Consider the following 14,142-nt stretch of genomic DNA (forward strand, 5'->3'; position numbering starts at 1 on the left):
GTCGCGGTGGGTGGGGGGGGGGGGGGGGGGGGGGGGGGGGGGGGGGGGGGGGGGGGGGGGCCCCCCCGCGGGCCCCCCCCCCGACGGCGGTCAGGGCGAGCAGCTGCACCGCCAGCCAGACCACCGGTCGGCCGAGCAGCACCGGGCCGGGGTACATCGCGGCCGTGACCATCAGGAAGAGCAGGTAGCCGAGCCCGCCCACCAGCCCGGCGGTGCCGGTGACGGCCGCCCAGCGGGCGGCGCGGGGCAGGGCGGTGGAGCGCGGGCGGCGGCGGATCCGGCGGGCGGCGCCGGTCAGTGCGTAGCCCGCGAAGCCGGTCAGACAGAGCAGGGTGGCGACGGCCTCGGACCAGGCGGACTCGTACCAGCGCACCGGGGCGAGCGCGTGGCTGTGGGTGGTCTGGTGCGGGGGCGGGTCGGCGGAGGCGGTGGGGAGCGCGGTGGCGAGCCCCCGGACCCAGGCGGCCTCGGCGTCGGCGTAGTCCGGCGGCAGCCGGTCGGGCCGGTCGTACCCGTCGTCGTGGGTGACGTGCAGGTTGTGCCGGACGTCGGGGACCGTCCGCAGCGTGTAGTGGGCGTTGCCGGCGCGGTCGAGGGCCTGCCGGATGATCGTGGCGCTTTCCTCGGGGGCGGCCTCGCGGTCGAGGGTGCCCCATTCGGCGAGGACGGGCTGGTGGACCCGCTCCCAGACCGGTACCGGGTCGTAGTCGGCCTCGGGGAAGATCCCGGCGGCGCCGAGCACGCGGATCGAGGTGTCCGGCAGGGCGGTGCGCAGTGAGCCGGAGATGCCGTCGTGGCGCAGGTAGCCGTCGTACGCCCAGGACTGCTGGCGGCCCGGGGTGAGCCCGGCCGCGCCGACGGTGACCAGGTACGCCACGTCGTCGGAGCGGGTGGCGGCGAGCGAGACCACCCAGGCGCCCTCGGAGAGGCCCCACAGGCCGACCCGGTCGGGTTCGACCTCCGGCCGGGAGCGCAGCAGCCGGAGGGCGGCGAGGGCGTCGTCGGCGAGCTGCCCGTAGTCGCGGTGGGTCATCGAGTAGCCGTCGGTGCGCTTGTCGAAGACCAGGGTGGTGATGCCGCGCCGGGCGTAGGCCTCGGCGGCGGGCCGCAGGTCGCCGAGCGGGCCCGGGCCGGCTCCGGGGATCATGACCAGTCCGGGGCCGCGGGTGCCGGCCGCCGCCGTGGGCGGTGCCAGCACCAGGCCGTGCAGGACGGTGCCGCCGGCGCCGGTGAACTCGACCACGGTGCCGACCGGCTCGGCCGGACCGGGCGCGGCGGCGGCCCGTCCGGCCCCGGGGAGCAGGACGGCCAGGGCTGCCAGGAGCACGGTGATCAGCGGTGTCGTCGGTGCGGTGCGCAGTGGTCCGTGGCGTGCGGTGCGCAGTGGTCCGTGGCGTCCGGTGCTCATCGCGGTCCTCCCCCGTGCCGGTGTTCTCGTCGGGGTCCAGCCTGGCCGGGCACGGGGTGGTCGGGCGATGGTGGCCGCCCCCGCGTCACGGGTGGGGAAAACCCCAGGGGTGGGGCGAACTGACGGGTCGGCAGACGCGGAGTCGGTCCGAGCGGACGGGATGTCCGAGCGGATCAGGGCGACTGCGTGGCTGCGGCCGCGCGTTCGGCCGGCCGCCCTCCCGAGTTGCGGGCGCTGACGGACGTGCGGAAGCGGAAGCCGTAGTACCGGGGTATGACGGCGGATCCGGCTCCGCGGTGTGACGACCGGGCGGGCGGTGGCACGGGAGTGTGGGGCCATCAGCCGCACGAGGGTGAGGAGCCCGAGAATGTCCGCGATCCGCCGTCATGCCGTCACCGCCGCAGGCGCCTTCCTGGCGCTGCCGACCGGGGTGGCGGGGGCGGCACTGGTGCTGGCCGGGCAGCCCCGGCGGGCCGCCCGGTGGCAGGGGCGGGTGTCCGGCGGCTCGGGCTGGACCGGTGGCCGGGTGCTGGGCCGGGTGCTGTTCGGGTTGCCGCTGGACGCGGCGGCGTTCGTCCTGGTGGGGTACGCGCTGTTCAACTCGGTTCGGAACTTCGGCTACCCGGTCTGGTACCTGGACACGGACTACCACCAGGCGTGGGGCGGCCCGACCATGGCCGGCGTCTGGGCGGTGCACGCGGCGGGCTGGGGTCTGTGCCTCTACGTGCTGCTGCGCTGGCCGGTGCGGTGGATCGCGCGCGGCCAGGGAGCGCTGACCGCGAGGCTGCTCGGCGACGGTGCGCGGCGGTCGGGCGGTGCCGCCGCCGGGTTGACGGCGGTTCAGGTGACGTCGTCGGGCCCGGTGAAGGCGGGCGGGGTGTAGCCGGGGCCGGTGAAGTCCGGGGTGGTGAATGCGGCGGGGCGGGTGGTGCGGCCCTCGGGGTCGGTCAGGCCGTCGGGGCCGGGGCTGGTGAAGGAGGGGGAGGTGTAGCCCGGGCTGCTGAAGTCGGGGCTGCTGAAGTCGGGTCCTTCGGCGGGGCCGGGATCCGCGCCGGTGCCGGGCCCGTCGGCTGCCCCTTCACCGCTGCCCCTGCCGCCCCTGCCGGCGTCGGTGCCTCCGGCGCTGCCGGAGTTGCCGGGCACGGGCGGGAGTGCGGCGTGCAGGTAGGGCAGCAGGCCGCGGTCGCGCAGGGCGGCGCGCCATTCGGCGCGGGCGTCGGCGAGTTCGGCGGCGAGCTCGGGGTCGGTGCCGGCCGGGGCCGCGGAGGCGCCGTCGCGTATGGCGGTGAGCAGCAGGCCGACGATGCCGATGGCCATCGCGGCGACCCCGGCGGCGAGTGCGACCCAGCCGGCGGTGACGAGGGAGCGGGCGAGGGCGAGGTCCGGGTCGGCGGCGCGCAGCAGGTAGCCGATCAGCAGCAGGAGGACGGCGGCGGTCCAGGCCAGGATCGGGGTGAGCACGGTGAGGACGGGGAAGAGCCCGGCGCCGCCGTTCGCGGACCGCAGCTGGGTGAGCAGGCGGGGGGCGGTGGGCTCGGTGCCGGGCGGCGGTGGGGGTGTGGTGCGCAGGCTCTCGCGGAGCCGGGCGTAGTGCGCGTACTCGGTGGCGGCCGCGGCGTTGACGCCGTCGGCGTCGCGCAGCGCGCGGATCCGCAGCTGGTCGGTGGTGAGCGCGCCGGGGGCGCGCAGGGCGGTGAGGACGGTGCGGTCGCGCAGGGCTTCGGCGAGGAGGCGCTCGTACTCCGGGCGGTCCTCGGCGAGCAGTGGCGGGGGGTTGTCGGACATGGGGACCCCGTTCGTGCGGACCCCGTTCGTTCCGTCCCGGGGGCGCGGGCGCCCTCGGGGCGCCGGAACGGGTGCGGAGGCGGGCCGCCGGACGGGCGGCCGGGTGTGGTGTGCCTCATGGTAGGGGCGGGGGCGCCCGGGCTGACAGTCGGTTTCCGGAATTTCGCGCCCCGGGCCGCGCGCGTGCGACGGCCCGGGCGCCGGGAACTGCCGTTCGACGGAGGGGCTTGGCCGGGGCGCTAGTTGATGGGCAGTCGGGCGACCAGCAGGCGCCCTTCCATGGTCACGCCGCCGTCCATCGCCACCGCGAGGTCGTCCGCGTACACGTACGGTCCGGGGATGTGCGGGGGCTGGCCGTCGTCCGCGTGCACCGCGCCGGTGAGGTACGGGATCGGGCTGTGCCCGTGCACGATCCGGCGGCCGCCGTAGGTGTCCAGCAGCTCGTGGACGGCCGTCGGCCCGGCGTCGCCGCGGAAGGCGAAGCGCTTGGTGAAGCGGCGGAAGCAGTCCCACCACTCGTCCACGGTGCCGTCGGCGAGCAGTCCGTGCACGGCGTCGTTGACGTCGGGGATGGACTCGCCGTACTCCAGGTACGCGGTGGTGTCGGAGTGCAGCAGCAGGTGGTCGTCCTCCAGCGCGATGGCGGGGAGCCGGGACAGCCAGCTGATGTGGTGCGCCTCCAGGCGGTCCAGGTCGTTCTGCTGGCCGCCGTTGAGCCGCCAGGCGGCCAGGAAGGAGGCGGTGCCGGCGGTGGACTGGACCGGCTCGTCGCCGTACCTGGCGGCGCCGAGGAAGAGCAGTTCGTGATTGCCCATCAGGGCGCGGCAGTAGCCGCCGGCCGCGGCGGCCTCGGCGGCGAGCTGCATGACCAGGTCGATGACGCCGATGCCGTCGGGGCCGCGGTCGGTGAAGTCGCCGAGGAACCAGATCCGGGCGCGGCCGGCGGACCAGTGGCCGTCGGCGTCGATCAGGCCCTGGTGGTGGAGTTCGGCGCGCAGCTCCTCCAGGTAGCCGTGCACGTCGCCGACGACGTAGACCGGGCCGGGCGGCTCGCCGGGGCCGGGTGCCGGGTACGGGTAGGTCGGGGCGGCCGGGTCGGGCAGCGGCGGGCCGAGTTCGATGGTCGGCGGGTCGTCGCGGCCGGCGAGCTGCAGGGCCGGGGAGGGCTGGTCGGGGAGGGTCGGCTCGTAGCCGGCGCGGTCGTCGTAGCCGCTGGTGTCGTCGTAGGCCGCGTGGTCCCGGCCCTCGTAGGTGCCGTGGTCCTGGCCGTCGTAGCCGGGGTGCTCCTGGCCCTCGTAGCCGGGGTGGTCCTGGTGGGCGAACACCGGTGCCTGGTCCTGGGAGTCGCCCGCGCCGTGGCCCTGGGCGTGCACGGTGTGGCCCTGGCCGTCGGTGTGCCAGTGCTGTTCGAGGTAGCGGGCGCCGCCGTAGCCGCTGTACGTCTCGGCGTCGTAGGGGGTGCCCTGGTAGCCCTGGGCGGGCTCGGGTTCGTAATAGGTGCCGTAGGGCAGCACGTCGAGGTCCGGCTGGTGGCGGGGGCCCGAGTGGGGGTGCTCGGGCCCGGGGAAGCGGTCCTCGGGTGTCATTCGCCCATCATAGGAAGACCACTCTCCCGCCGTCGTCACCTGGTGGGCATCCAATCCTCCGGAGCGTCAGCCGGGCGGCCCTTCGCGGTCCGTTTTGTCCTGGCTCGGTGTGGTCTGGTCAGCTCTGGCCGGGCGTCTTTCGTGCTCGCCCGGCTCCGGTCGGTGTCCGACCGGGGTCGGATCGGGGTCGGATCGGGGTCCGGACGCGGCCGGGTGGGGGCCGGTCCGGCGTCCCGTGGGCGTCCCGGCGGACGCCCCGTCGACGCCGGTCGGCGGCAACGGTCTAGACCTCGCCCGGGGGGCGGGGCGGGCTGACGGTGGTGCGCGGGCTCCGGCGTTGGGAGGACGCGCGGACGATCAGCTCGGTCGGCATCAGGGTGCCCGGGGGCGGTCCGGTGCCGGCGGTGCGGAAGCGGGGCGGGAAGAGCCGCGCGATGTCGACGCCCGTCCCGGAGTCCACGCCCTCGATGGCGTCGATGAGCAGGTTGACCACGGTGGTGCCGATCTTGCGCGGCTTGAGCGAGAGCGTGGTGATCGGCGGTTCGGTGGCGGCGTAGACGTCGCTCTCGCTGCAGCAGACCAGCAGCAGGTCGTCGGGTACCCGCAGGCCGTAGCGGCGGGCGGCGGCGAGCAGGTCGGTCCCGTTGGGGTCGAACAGTCCGTAGACGGCGTCCGGCCGGTCGGGGCGGGCGAGCAGCCGGTCGGCGGCGACCGCGCCGGCCGCCGGGTCGTGCGCCGGGTAGGCCTCGTACACCGGTTCCTGCCCGACCTTGGCGCACCAGCCGAGGTAGGCCTCGGTGGAGAGGCGGGTGTAGGTGTCGGTGCTGGTGCCGGTGAGGAGGCCGATCCGGCGGGCGCCGGCTTCGGAGAGGTGGTCGAGGATGCCGAGCACGGCGGCCTCGTGGTCGTTGTCGACCCAGGCGGTGACCGGGCAGTTGCCCGGTTTGCCGTCGCTGACGACCGGGACGCCGGACCGGTAGAGCTCGCTCACCAGCGGGTCCTGGTCGGGCGGGTCGATGACCACGGTGCCGTCCAGGGCGATGTTGCCCCAGACGTCGTGGCGCGAGGAGGCGGGCAGCACCACCAGGGCGTACCCGCGGCCGAGTGCGGCGCTGGTGGCGGCCCGGGCCATTTCGGCGAAGTACGCGAACTCGGTGAAGGTGAAGGGTTCTTCTCCGTAGGTCGTGACGGTCAGCCCGATCAGGCCGGACCGTCCGGTGCGCAGGGTGCGGGCCGCGGCCGAGGGGCGGTAGCCGAGGCGCTCTGCGACTTCGCGCACCCGGCTGCGGGTTTCGTCGGGCAGGCGGCCCTTACCGTTCAGCGCGTCGGAGACGGTGGTGATCGACACTCCGGCGGCTGCCGCCACATCCCGGATGCCGGCCCGCTCCAGGCGCCTTGAGGTGGTGGGTCGCCGACCGCTCTGGTTGGCTGCTGCTGTCATGGCGGACCGATCGTATGGCTCCTGACAAGGGTCTGTGACCGGCGCATCGGGAGCCTTCGGAGATACGTTTCTCCACGAGTGAGCCGGGGTGCGCCCCTTCGATACCCTCCCGAAACCTGGCCTCTTACCTCTGACATGTGCCAAAGGAACCGGGCAGAATGGCTGATCTGCACCGGTAGCCCGTCCGGGCATCTCACTCCTACGGGTGAGGGCGCTCGGTATCGTGCAAGGCACCCGACCGGGGTGGTCCGGGCGCGTCAGGAGATCCCGGGCACGGGGGGCGACCCCGTCCGTGACGGGCGAGCGCACCGGACAGTTGTGCAACTTCTGGAAACGGAGTACGACCGTGAGCAGTGGTACGTCAGCGCAGGGCCCGCGGCTGCGGCCGACCCTGGACGGCATCCCCACCTACAAGCCCGGCAAGCCGGCCGGCGCCGACGCCTACAAGCTGTCCTCGAACGAGAACCCGTACGACCCGCTGCCGGGCGTGCTGGAGGCGGCGGTCAAGGCGGCCGGCTCGCTCAACCGCTACCCCGACATGGGCGTCACCGAGCTCACCGAGGTGCTCGCCGAGCGCTTCGGCGTGCCCGCCGAGCACATCGCCACCGGCACCGGCTCGGTCGGCGTCGCCCAGTCGCTGATCCTCGCCACGGCCGGCCCGGGCGACGAGGTGATCTTCGCCTGGCGCTCCTTCGAGGCCTACCCGATCATCACCCAGATCGCCGGTGCCACCCCCGTCCCGGTGCCGCTCACCGCGGGCGGTGACCACGACCTGGACGCGATGCTCGCGGCGATCACCCCGAACACCCGGCTGGTCTTCGTCTGCAACCCCAACAACCCGACCGGCAACGTGATCCACCGCGCCGAGCTGGAGCGCTTCCTGGACGCCGTCCCCGGCGACGTCCTGGTGGTCGTGGACGAGGCCTACATCGAGTTCATCCGCGACGCCGAGGTGCCCAACGGCATCGACCTCTACCGCGACCGCCCCAACGTCTGCGTCCTGCGCACCTTCTCCAAGGCGTACGGCCTGGCGGGCATGCGGGTCGGCTTCGCCGTCGCGCACGAGCCGGTCGCGGCCGCGCTGCGCAAGACCGCCGTCCCGTTCGGCGTGAACCAGCTCGCCCAGAACGCCGCCGTCGCCTCGCTGCGCGCCGAGGAGGCCCTGCTGGAGCGGGTCGACGCGCTGGTCGGGGAGCGTGACCGGGTGGTCGCCGGGCTGCGCGCCCAGGGCTGGGAGATCCCGGACTCGCAGGCCAACTTCGTCTGGCTCGGGCTGGGCGAGCGCTCGGCGGAGTTCGCCGCCGCGTGCACCGAGGCGGGCGTGATGGTGCGGCCGTTCCCGGAGGGCGTGCGGGTGTCGATCGGCGAGACCGAGGGCAACTCGATCTTCCTGTCGGTGGCGGAGGCGTTCCGCAAGACGCTCTGAAACCCGTCCTGAGCTGCTGACAGTCGCAGGGGCGCGCCGGTCGTCGGCGCGCCCCTGCGGCGTTCCCGCGCGGTGCCCCGGTGCTCCGTCCGCCGGGCGCGGGCGCCGGCTCGGGGACCGGTGCGGGCGCCCGGCGCGGGGGCCGGTGCGGGCGCGGCTCGCTCCCGGCTCGCTCCCGGATGGCTGTGGATCGCTGGGAGCCTGCTGGGAGTTCGGCCAACGGTCGGCCACGGAGCGGCCAAGCGGGCGGCACGGGGAGGATGGTATGTCCGGCATGCCCGGATCCGACCGGTCAGTCTTCTCCCAGCCGGCGCCCAGGGCGACGCAAGAGGTCCCCGCGAAGCTGTCCGGCATGAAGGTGCTCCCACGGCGGCGCGGTGCCGTCCTCGTCAACTCCGCGCTGGGCGTGGCCCTGCTGGGCGGTGCGGCCCTGGTGTACTCCACGGTCAGCGGAAGCTCCGGCCCGGCTTCGGCCAAGCCCACGGCCCGTACGGCGACGGTCGCCAAGGGAACGGTCCTGGCCACCGTGTCCGGAACCGGCACCCTGGTGTCTCCCACCGACGCGGCCCAGGATTTCACCACGGGCGGCAAGCTCACCGCGGTCAAGGTCGCGGTCGGGGACGCCGTCAAGAAGGGCCAGGTGCTCGCCACCGTCGACACCACAGCGGCCCAGCAGCAGGTGGACGCGGCCCGGGTGGCCCTCACCACGGCCAACGCCAACCTCACCAAGGCGCAGGCCGGGGTCACCACCACGACCACCGAGCCGCTGCCCGGCGTGACGAGCGGGGCATCGGGCAGCAGCGGTGGCGGACGCGGGGCGGGCGGGAGCAGTACGCCCGCCCCGCAGACCACCACCATCACCACCACCAAGGTCGACGACGCGGCCGTGGCCCAGGCCCAGCAGCAGGTCGCCACCGCGCAGACCAGCCTCTCCAACGCCCAGGCGGCGCTGGCCGGGACCACCCTGACCGCCACGGTGGACGGCACGGTCGCCTCGATCTCGAACAAGGTCGGCGACACCGTCGGGGCGACCGCCTCCGGCTCCACCGGCTCCGGATCCTCCACCAAGTCGACCGGTACCAGCACGGGTTCGAGCGCGCCCAACGGCTTCATCGTGCTCACCAACCCGACCGGCATGCAGGTCACCGCGAACTTCTCCGAGCTCGACTCGCTCAAGCTGAAGAAGGGCGAAGCGGCCACCGTCGCGCTGAACGCGCAGTCCGAGACCAAGCTCAACGCGACCGTCCTGTCGATCAGTTCGCTGCCCAGTAGCAGCGGCTCCGGCGGCGCGGCCGGCTCCTCCGCCGTCCAGTACTCGGCGACGCTGCAGCTGACCGGCGACACCAGCACGCTGCGCACCGGCCTCAGCGCCACCGTCCAGGTGATCACCGGCGAGGCCGACAACGCGCTCTCGCTGCCCACCGCCGCCCTGTCGGGCACCGGCACCTCCCGCACCGCGACCGTCCTGCACGAGGACGGCAGCTCCGAGCGGGTCGACGTCGGCGTCGGCGTCGAGGGCGACAGCACGGTGCAGGTGGTCTCCGGTCTGAAGGAGGGCGACAAGGTCGAACTCCCCACCACCAGCGGCACCAACGGCTTCCCGAACGGCTCCTTCCCGGGCGCCGGTGGCAACGGCCGGGGCGGCAACGGCGCGGGCGGCGGGGTCTTCCCCGGCGGCACGGGCGGCGGCGGCGGTGGCGGCGGAGCGGGCGGCGGCCGGGGCGGTCGAGGCTGAGCATGCGTCACGTCATCGACAAGCGCGTCCCCGCGACGCCCGTGCCGGTGATCCGGATCCGCCGGCTCACCAAGTCGTACGGGCACGGCGACGCCACCGTGCACGCGCTGCGCGGCCCGGACGACCCGGAGACCGGCGAGCCCCAGGGCGTCAGCCTGGACATCGAACAGGGCGACTTCGTCGCCGTGATGGGCAGCTCGGGCTCCGGCAAGTCCACCCTGATGAACATCCTCGGCTGCCTCGACGTCCCGACCTCCGGCCGCTACCTGCTGGACGGCGTCGACGTCGGTCACCTCGACGAGCAGCAGCTCTCCCTGGTGCGCAACCGCAAGATCGGCTTCGTCTTCCAGTCCTTCAACCTGATCCCGCGCACCACCGCCCTCTCCCAGGTCGAGCTGCCGCTCGCCTACGCCGGCGTGCGGGCCTCCGAGCGCCGCCGCCGGGCGCTGGCCGCGCTCTCCCTGGTCGGCCTCGGCGAGCGGTCCGGGCACAAGCCCAACGAGCTCTCCGGCGGCCAGCAGCAGCGCGTCGCGGTGGCGCGGGCACTGGTCACCGCGCCCGCGATGCTGCTCGCCGACGAGCCGACCGGCAACCTCGACAGCCGCTCGACGGAGGAGGTGCTGGGCCTGATCGACGGGCTCAACGCCACCGGCCGCACGGTCGTCCTGATCACCCACGAGGACGAGGTCGCCCGGCACGCCAAGCGGGTGCTGCGCCTCGTCGACGGGCAGATCGTCAGCGACATCCGGCAGGCCCCGGTGGAGGGGCCGCCACCTGCCCTCCACGACCTGGGAGTGCCCGCGTGATCCTCTGGCAGACACTCCGCTTCGCGGTCGGCGGCCTGGCCGCCAACAAGGTGCGCTCGGCGCTCACCATGCTCGGCGTGCTGATCGGCGTCGCCTCGGTCATCCTGCTGCTGGCGGTCGGCAACGGCTCGTCGGTCGCGGTCAAGGACTCGATCACCTCGCTCGGCACCAACTCGCTGACCGTCAGCTCCGGTTCGGCGGCCGGCGGCGCCCGGGCGGCCTCCTCGGTGAAGAAGCTCACGGTCGCGGACGCCAAGGCGCTGGCGAGCGACGCCGGCGCCTCCGCCGCGATCAAGTCGGTGGCCCCGGTCGTCACGACCAGCGGGACGGCGCTGTACGGCAACATCTCGTACAGCCCGGGCTCGATCGTCGGCACCTACCCGGCGTACTTCGAGACCTCCAACCAGAAGGTCGCGAAGGGCGAGTACTTCACCAACGACGACGTGCTCGGCTCGCGCAAGGTCGCCGTGCTCGGCGCCACCACGGCCAAGCAGCTGTTCGACACCGAGGACCCGGTCGGCAAGCAGATCGTCCTCGGCGGTACCCCGTTCACCGTGGTCGGCGTGCTGCAGGCCAAGGGCGGCAGCGGCTTCACCGACCCGGACGACGTGGTGATCGCCCCGCTGCCGACCGTGCAGAACGCCTTCACGGGCTTCGGCGCGGTCAACCAGATCCTGGTGCAGGCCGCCTCGGCGGACACCACCACGGCGGCCCAGTCGGAGATCACCCGGGTCCTGCTCGCGGCGCACTCGATCAGCGACCCGTCCAAGGCCGACTTCCGGATCACCAACCAGGCCTCGCTGCTCACGGCGAGGGAGAGCACCACCAAGACCTTCACCGTGCTGCTCGGCGCGGTGGCGGCGATCTCGCTGCTCGTCGGCGGGATCGGGATCACCAACATCATGCTGGTGACGGTGACCGAGCGGACCCGGGAGATCGGCATCCGCAAGGCGCTCGGCGCCCCGCGCGCCGTGATCCTCGGGCAGTTCCTGACCGAGTCGACGCTGCTGTCGGTGATCGGAGCGGGGTTGGGCGTGGCGGCCGGCATGGTCGGCTCGCACTTCAGCATCGTCGGCATCAAGCCGGTCGTGATCCCCGAATCCGTGCTCGGAGCGTTCGGCATCGCCGTCGCCATCGGGCTGTTCTTCGGCAGCTACCCCGCCAACCGGGCCGCCTCGCTGCGGCCGATCGACGCCCTCCGGCACGAGTAGGACTCCACACCCATGAGCAGCAACGAGATCGCCACGGTCAGCAGTACCCAGGCCGAGCAGGTCGCCCTGCTCTCCACCCCGCCGGACGCCCGCGACGTCAGCGGCGAACTGGCCGCGCCGCCGCGCCGGAAGCTGCCCTGGATCAGCCTGGTGCTGGCCGGCGGCGTGATCGCCACCGGCGCGTTCGCGGGCGGCGTCTGGTACGAGCAGAACAACGGTTCCCCCGCCGGGAAGTCCTCCCGGCCGGCCGCGGCGGCCGGCGCTCAGCGCCCCGCAGCGGGCGGCGGATACGGGCAGGCCGGCGCCGGACAGGGCGGCTCGGGCCGTAGGGGCCAGGGCGGCGGGCAGGGGCAGGGGCAGGGCGGACAGCCCGGCTTCGCCCGGGGCACCGTGAAAGCCGTGGACGGCAACGTCGTGTACCTGACAGACTCCAATGGCAACACCGTCAAGGTCACCACCGGCGACGCGACGAAGGTCCAGCTCAACAAGGACGGCAAGGTCACCGACCTGCAGCCCGGCCAGAGCGTGACCGTCGTCGGCACCCCCGACGCCAACGGTGGCTACACCGCCAGTCAGCTCGTCGAAGGCAACGCCGCCGGCGGCTTCGGCGGAGGAGGCTTCGGCGGAGGTGCGGCCGGCGGCAACCGGAACCCGTCCGGCGGCTGACCCGGAGCCTGTCGGACGAACCGCGAGGCCCTCGCCCCTTCCCTGGGCGAGGGCCTTCGCACGTGCTCAGCGCGGTTCGCCGCTCCGGGGGCGCGGCATCACTGCTCCCACGCCGCGTTCCGGTCGGTGTCGCGCAGGAGGTGGAGGAGGTTGAGGAGGGTGCTCACGGGCGCGTTGCCGAAGTCGACGAGCAGACGCCCGTCGAGGGTGCTCTCCCCGGCCGAGGCCGAACCCCAGAGGAGGCCGTACCGCAGGCCCCGCCGGTGCAGCTCACCGAGCAGCGCGGTGATCTGCGGCGCGGTGTAGTCGTGCATCCGGGGGTCGTCCGGCGCGACGGGCGGGCGGCTCACGCGGCGGAGTCCAGCTCGTACCAGACCGTCTTGCCGCGCTTCTGCGGGTCGACGCCCCACCAGTGGGTGAGCCCGGAGACCAGCTGGAGACCCCGCCCGGACTCGGCGGTGGGGGCGGAGCACCGCTCCTGGGGGAGCGCGTCGCTCTCGTCGGCGACACAGACCCGCAGGGTGTGGCCGAGGAGGGAGAAGTAGACGACGGGCGCGGGGGTGCCGCCGTGCCGCCAGGCGTTGACGATCAGCTCGGCGAGGGCGAGTTCGGCGTTGAAGACGGTCTCGGGGTCCCAGGCGGCGCGGACCAGGACGTCCCGGAGCGCCTGGCGGCTGAGGGTGAGCGAGGGGGTGTTACGGGTGCACACGGGAACCTCCGCGAGGCTGTGGTGTGGGAGGGGGTAGCCGTGAGCCAGGCCAGGGACTGGTTGCTCTTCGGCGGGCGGGCAGCAGGCGCCTACTGCCCAGGTCAGAGGGTCTTCTGACGATCCATCGGATCGATCTGGGATGACCCTAGCGTATGGACTCTTAAAGTTAAGCCGAATGCGAGAAGGTTCCCCCGTCAGTGGGACACTGGCTCCTGGACTTGCAGAGAGGACGCCATGGCCAATCGAACCCCGACCCTTCGCCAGCGCCGTCTCGGCGCCGAACTGCGGAGGATGCGAGAGCAAGCCGGCTTCGGCGGCAGCCACCTCGCCCAACTGCTTGGGGTGACGGCTGCCCTGGTGACCCAGATGGAGAACGGGAAGTCCGCCGTCAGCCCGGAGCGCCTGCGTGAGATCGCAGAGGCCTGTATGTGTCTCAACGAGCCCTTGATCGACGCGCTCGCCGAGATGGCGGGAGACCGGGAGCCGGGTTGGTGGGATGAATATCGAGGTCTACTTGCGGCGGCCCCGATCGATGTGGCGGAGATCGAAGGTCACGCGAGGAGGCTCAGAAGCTTCACGATCGGCTTCGTCCCTGGACTGCTGCAGACGGCCTCCTATGCCACAGCTGTGTTCGCGAAGGGCTACACACCCCTGTCCGATCAGGAACTCGATCGCAGGGTGAACTTCCGCCTGCGGAGGCAGCAGCTCGTTCGGGCCGGAGAAACGCCCTACTCGGCGCTCGTCCACGAGGCAGCACTACGTATCCAATACGGCGGCCCTGCCATCCTCAGAGGGCAGCTTGAGTCCCTCATCAAGGATTCAGAGCTTCCAGGGGTCTCACTGCAGGTTGTGCCATTTGACACGGCCGACTTCCCTGGTCCCAGCGAGAACTTGGCCTTCGCGGAGGGCCCGGTGCCCGAGCTGGACACTGTTCAGGCCGACTCGTCCCACGGCTCTCACATCTTTGACTCTCCCGCCCAGTTGGCGGGCTATCGCGCAATCTTCCGGCGCATCGAAGCCGTCGCTCTGCCAGAGAGCGAGTCGCGAGACTACATCCGCTCGATCGTGGAGGAAATGAATGACACGTATGCATAGCCTGGAGTGGCAGAAGTCCAGCTTCAGCGAGGCGAATAACAACTGTGTCGAGGTGCGCGGCGCCGATGGAGTGATCGAACTCCGTGAGTCCGATGAGGGTGACGTCATCGTCCGTACCAGCGCGGCCAAGTTCGCGGCCTTCCTCCAGGGTGCGAAGGCGGGCGAGTTCGACCACCTCACCACGTCCGCTTAGCGCATCGGTCCGGGGGGGGGCGGGGGGTAAAGAACAAGGGGCCGCCCCAAGTATGTTTGGGGGGGTAACACAAAAAAAAAA

The 14,142-nt window shown here is 73.0% G+C and carries 14 protein-coding genes (1 of these 14 only partly in view); 8 read left to right on the top strand and 6 right to left on the bottom strand.

Features of this window, described 5'->3' with window-relative positions; all coding sequences use genetic code 11:
- Positions 1-1,408, bottom strand: partial view of an alpha/beta hydrolase family protein gene (locus ACFV0O_RS35705; RefSeq protein WP_380348160.1) — the 5' portion only. It extends 239 nt beyond the left edge of the window; only the first 1,408 of its 1,647 coding nucleotides appear in the window; the start codon lies at positions 1,406-1,408; the stop codon falls past the left edge of the window.
- A gap of 367 nt (positions 1,409-1,775) precedes the next feature.
- On the opposite strand from ACFV0O_RS35705, the gene ACFV0O_RS35710 reads away from it, so the two are divergent.
- Positions 1,776-2,291, top strand: a complete 516-nt coding sequence (locus tag ACFV0O_RS35710; RefSeq protein ID WP_380348162.1) for a hypothetical protein — start codon at positions 1,776-1,778, stop codon at positions 2,289-2,291.
- Here ACFV0O_RS35710 and ACFV0O_RS35715 read toward each other — a convergent pair.
- The 3 genes from ACFV0O_RS35715 to ACFV0O_RS35725 all read right to left on the bottom strand — a co-directional run bounded on the left by ACFV0O_RS35715 (position 2,249) and on the right by ACFV0O_RS35725 (position 6,220).
- Positions 2,249-3,193 (bottom strand): hypothetical protein, encoded by a 945-nt coding sequence (locus tag ACFV0O_RS35715; protein ID WP_380348164.1) that lies wholly within the window; start codon positions 3,191-3,193, stop codon positions 2,249-2,251. The genes ACFV0O_RS35710 and ACFV0O_RS35715 overlap by 43 nt on opposite strands.
- 239 nt (positions 3,194-3,432) lie before the next feature.
- Positions 3,433-4,779 (bottom strand): metallophosphoesterase, encoded by a 1,347-nt coding sequence (locus ACFV0O_RS35720; RefSeq protein WP_380348166.1) that lies wholly within the window; start codon positions 4,777-4,779, stop codon positions 3,433-3,435.
- Between the two features lie 283 nt (positions 4,780-5,062).
- Positions 5,063-6,220 (bottom strand): LacI family DNA-binding transcriptional regulator, encoded by a 1,158-nt coding sequence (locus ACFV0O_RS35725; RefSeq protein WP_355668971.1) that lies wholly within the window; start codon positions 6,218-6,220, stop codon positions 5,063-5,065.
- Between the two features lie 346 nt (positions 6,221-6,566).
- On the opposite strand from ACFV0O_RS35725, the gene hisC reads away from it, so the two are divergent.
- From hisC to ACFV0O_RS35750, 5 genes are all read left to right on the top strand, one after another.
- Positions 6,567-7,646: a histidinol-phosphate transaminase gene (gene hisC / locus ACFV0O_RS35730; protein WP_380348169.1), complete on the top strand. Its 1,080-nt coding sequence runs from the start codon at positions 6,567-6,569 to the stop codon at positions 7,644-7,646.
- Between the two features lie 352 nt (positions 7,647-7,998).
- Positions 7,999-9,381, top strand: coding sequence for an efflux RND transporter periplasmic adaptor subunit (locus ACFV0O_RS35735; protein ID WP_380348171.1), 1,383 nt, complete (start codon positions 7,999-8,001; stop codon positions 9,379-9,381).
- Between the two features lie 2 nt (positions 9,382-9,383).
- Positions 9,384-10,187, top strand: coding sequence for an ABC transporter ATP-binding protein (locus ACFV0O_RS35740; protein ID WP_360258692.1), 804 nt, complete (start codon positions 9,384-9,386; stop codon positions 10,185-10,187).
- Positions 10,184-11,398, top strand: coding sequence for an ABC transporter permease (locus ACFV0O_RS35745; RefSeq protein WP_380348174.1), 1,215 nt, complete (start codon positions 10,184-10,186; stop codon positions 11,396-11,398). The genes ACFV0O_RS35740 and ACFV0O_RS35745 overlap by 4 nt, the downstream gene beginning before the upstream one ends.
- A 12-nt stretch (positions 11,399-11,410) precedes the next feature.
- The gene (locus ACFV0O_RS35750) at positions 11,411-12,064 is read left to right on the top strand and encodes a hypothetical protein (RefSeq protein WP_380348176.1); all 654 of its coding nucleotides are present in this window, start codon (positions 11,411-11,413) and stop codon (positions 12,062-12,064) included.
- 98 nt (positions 12,065-12,162) lie between these two features.
- Here the strand turns inward: ACFV0O_RS35750 and ACFV0O_RS35755 are convergent, their stop codons facing one another.
- Entirely contained in the window at positions 12,163-12,414 is a 252-nt protein-coding gene (locus tag ACFV0O_RS35755) for a hypothetical protein (protein ID WP_380348178.1), read from the bottom strand.
- Complete coding sequence (locus tag ACFV0O_RS35760; protein ID WP_380348180.1) at positions 12,411-12,773, bottom strand: ATP-binding protein; 363 nt, start codon at positions 12,771-12,773, stop codon at positions 12,411-12,413. Before ACFV0O_RS35760 ends, ACFV0O_RS35755 begins: the two co-directional genes overlap by 4 nt.
- Positions 12,774-13,007: 234 nt before the next feature.
- On the opposite strand from ACFV0O_RS35760, the gene ACFV0O_RS35765 reads away from it, so the two are divergent.
- On the top strand, positions 13,008-13,868 hold the full coding sequence (locus ACFV0O_RS35765; RefSeq protein WP_380348182.1) for a helix-turn-helix domain-containing protein: 861 nt from the start codon (positions 13,008-13,010) through the stop codon (positions 13,866-13,868).
- Positions 13,852-14,061 (top strand): DUF397 domain-containing protein, encoded by a 210-nt coding sequence (locus tag ACFV0O_RS35770; RefSeq protein ID WP_380348184.1) that lies wholly within the window; start codon positions 13,852-13,854, stop codon positions 14,059-14,061. The genes ACFV0O_RS35765 and ACFV0O_RS35770 overlap by 17 nt, the downstream gene beginning before the upstream one ends.
- Positions 14,062-14,142: the final 81 nt, after the last annotated feature.

This window comes from Kitasatospora sp. NPDC059577, from assembly GCF_042735475.1.
Lineage (GTDB): Bacteria > Actinomycetota > Actinomycetes > Streptomycetales > Streptomycetaceae > Kitasatospora.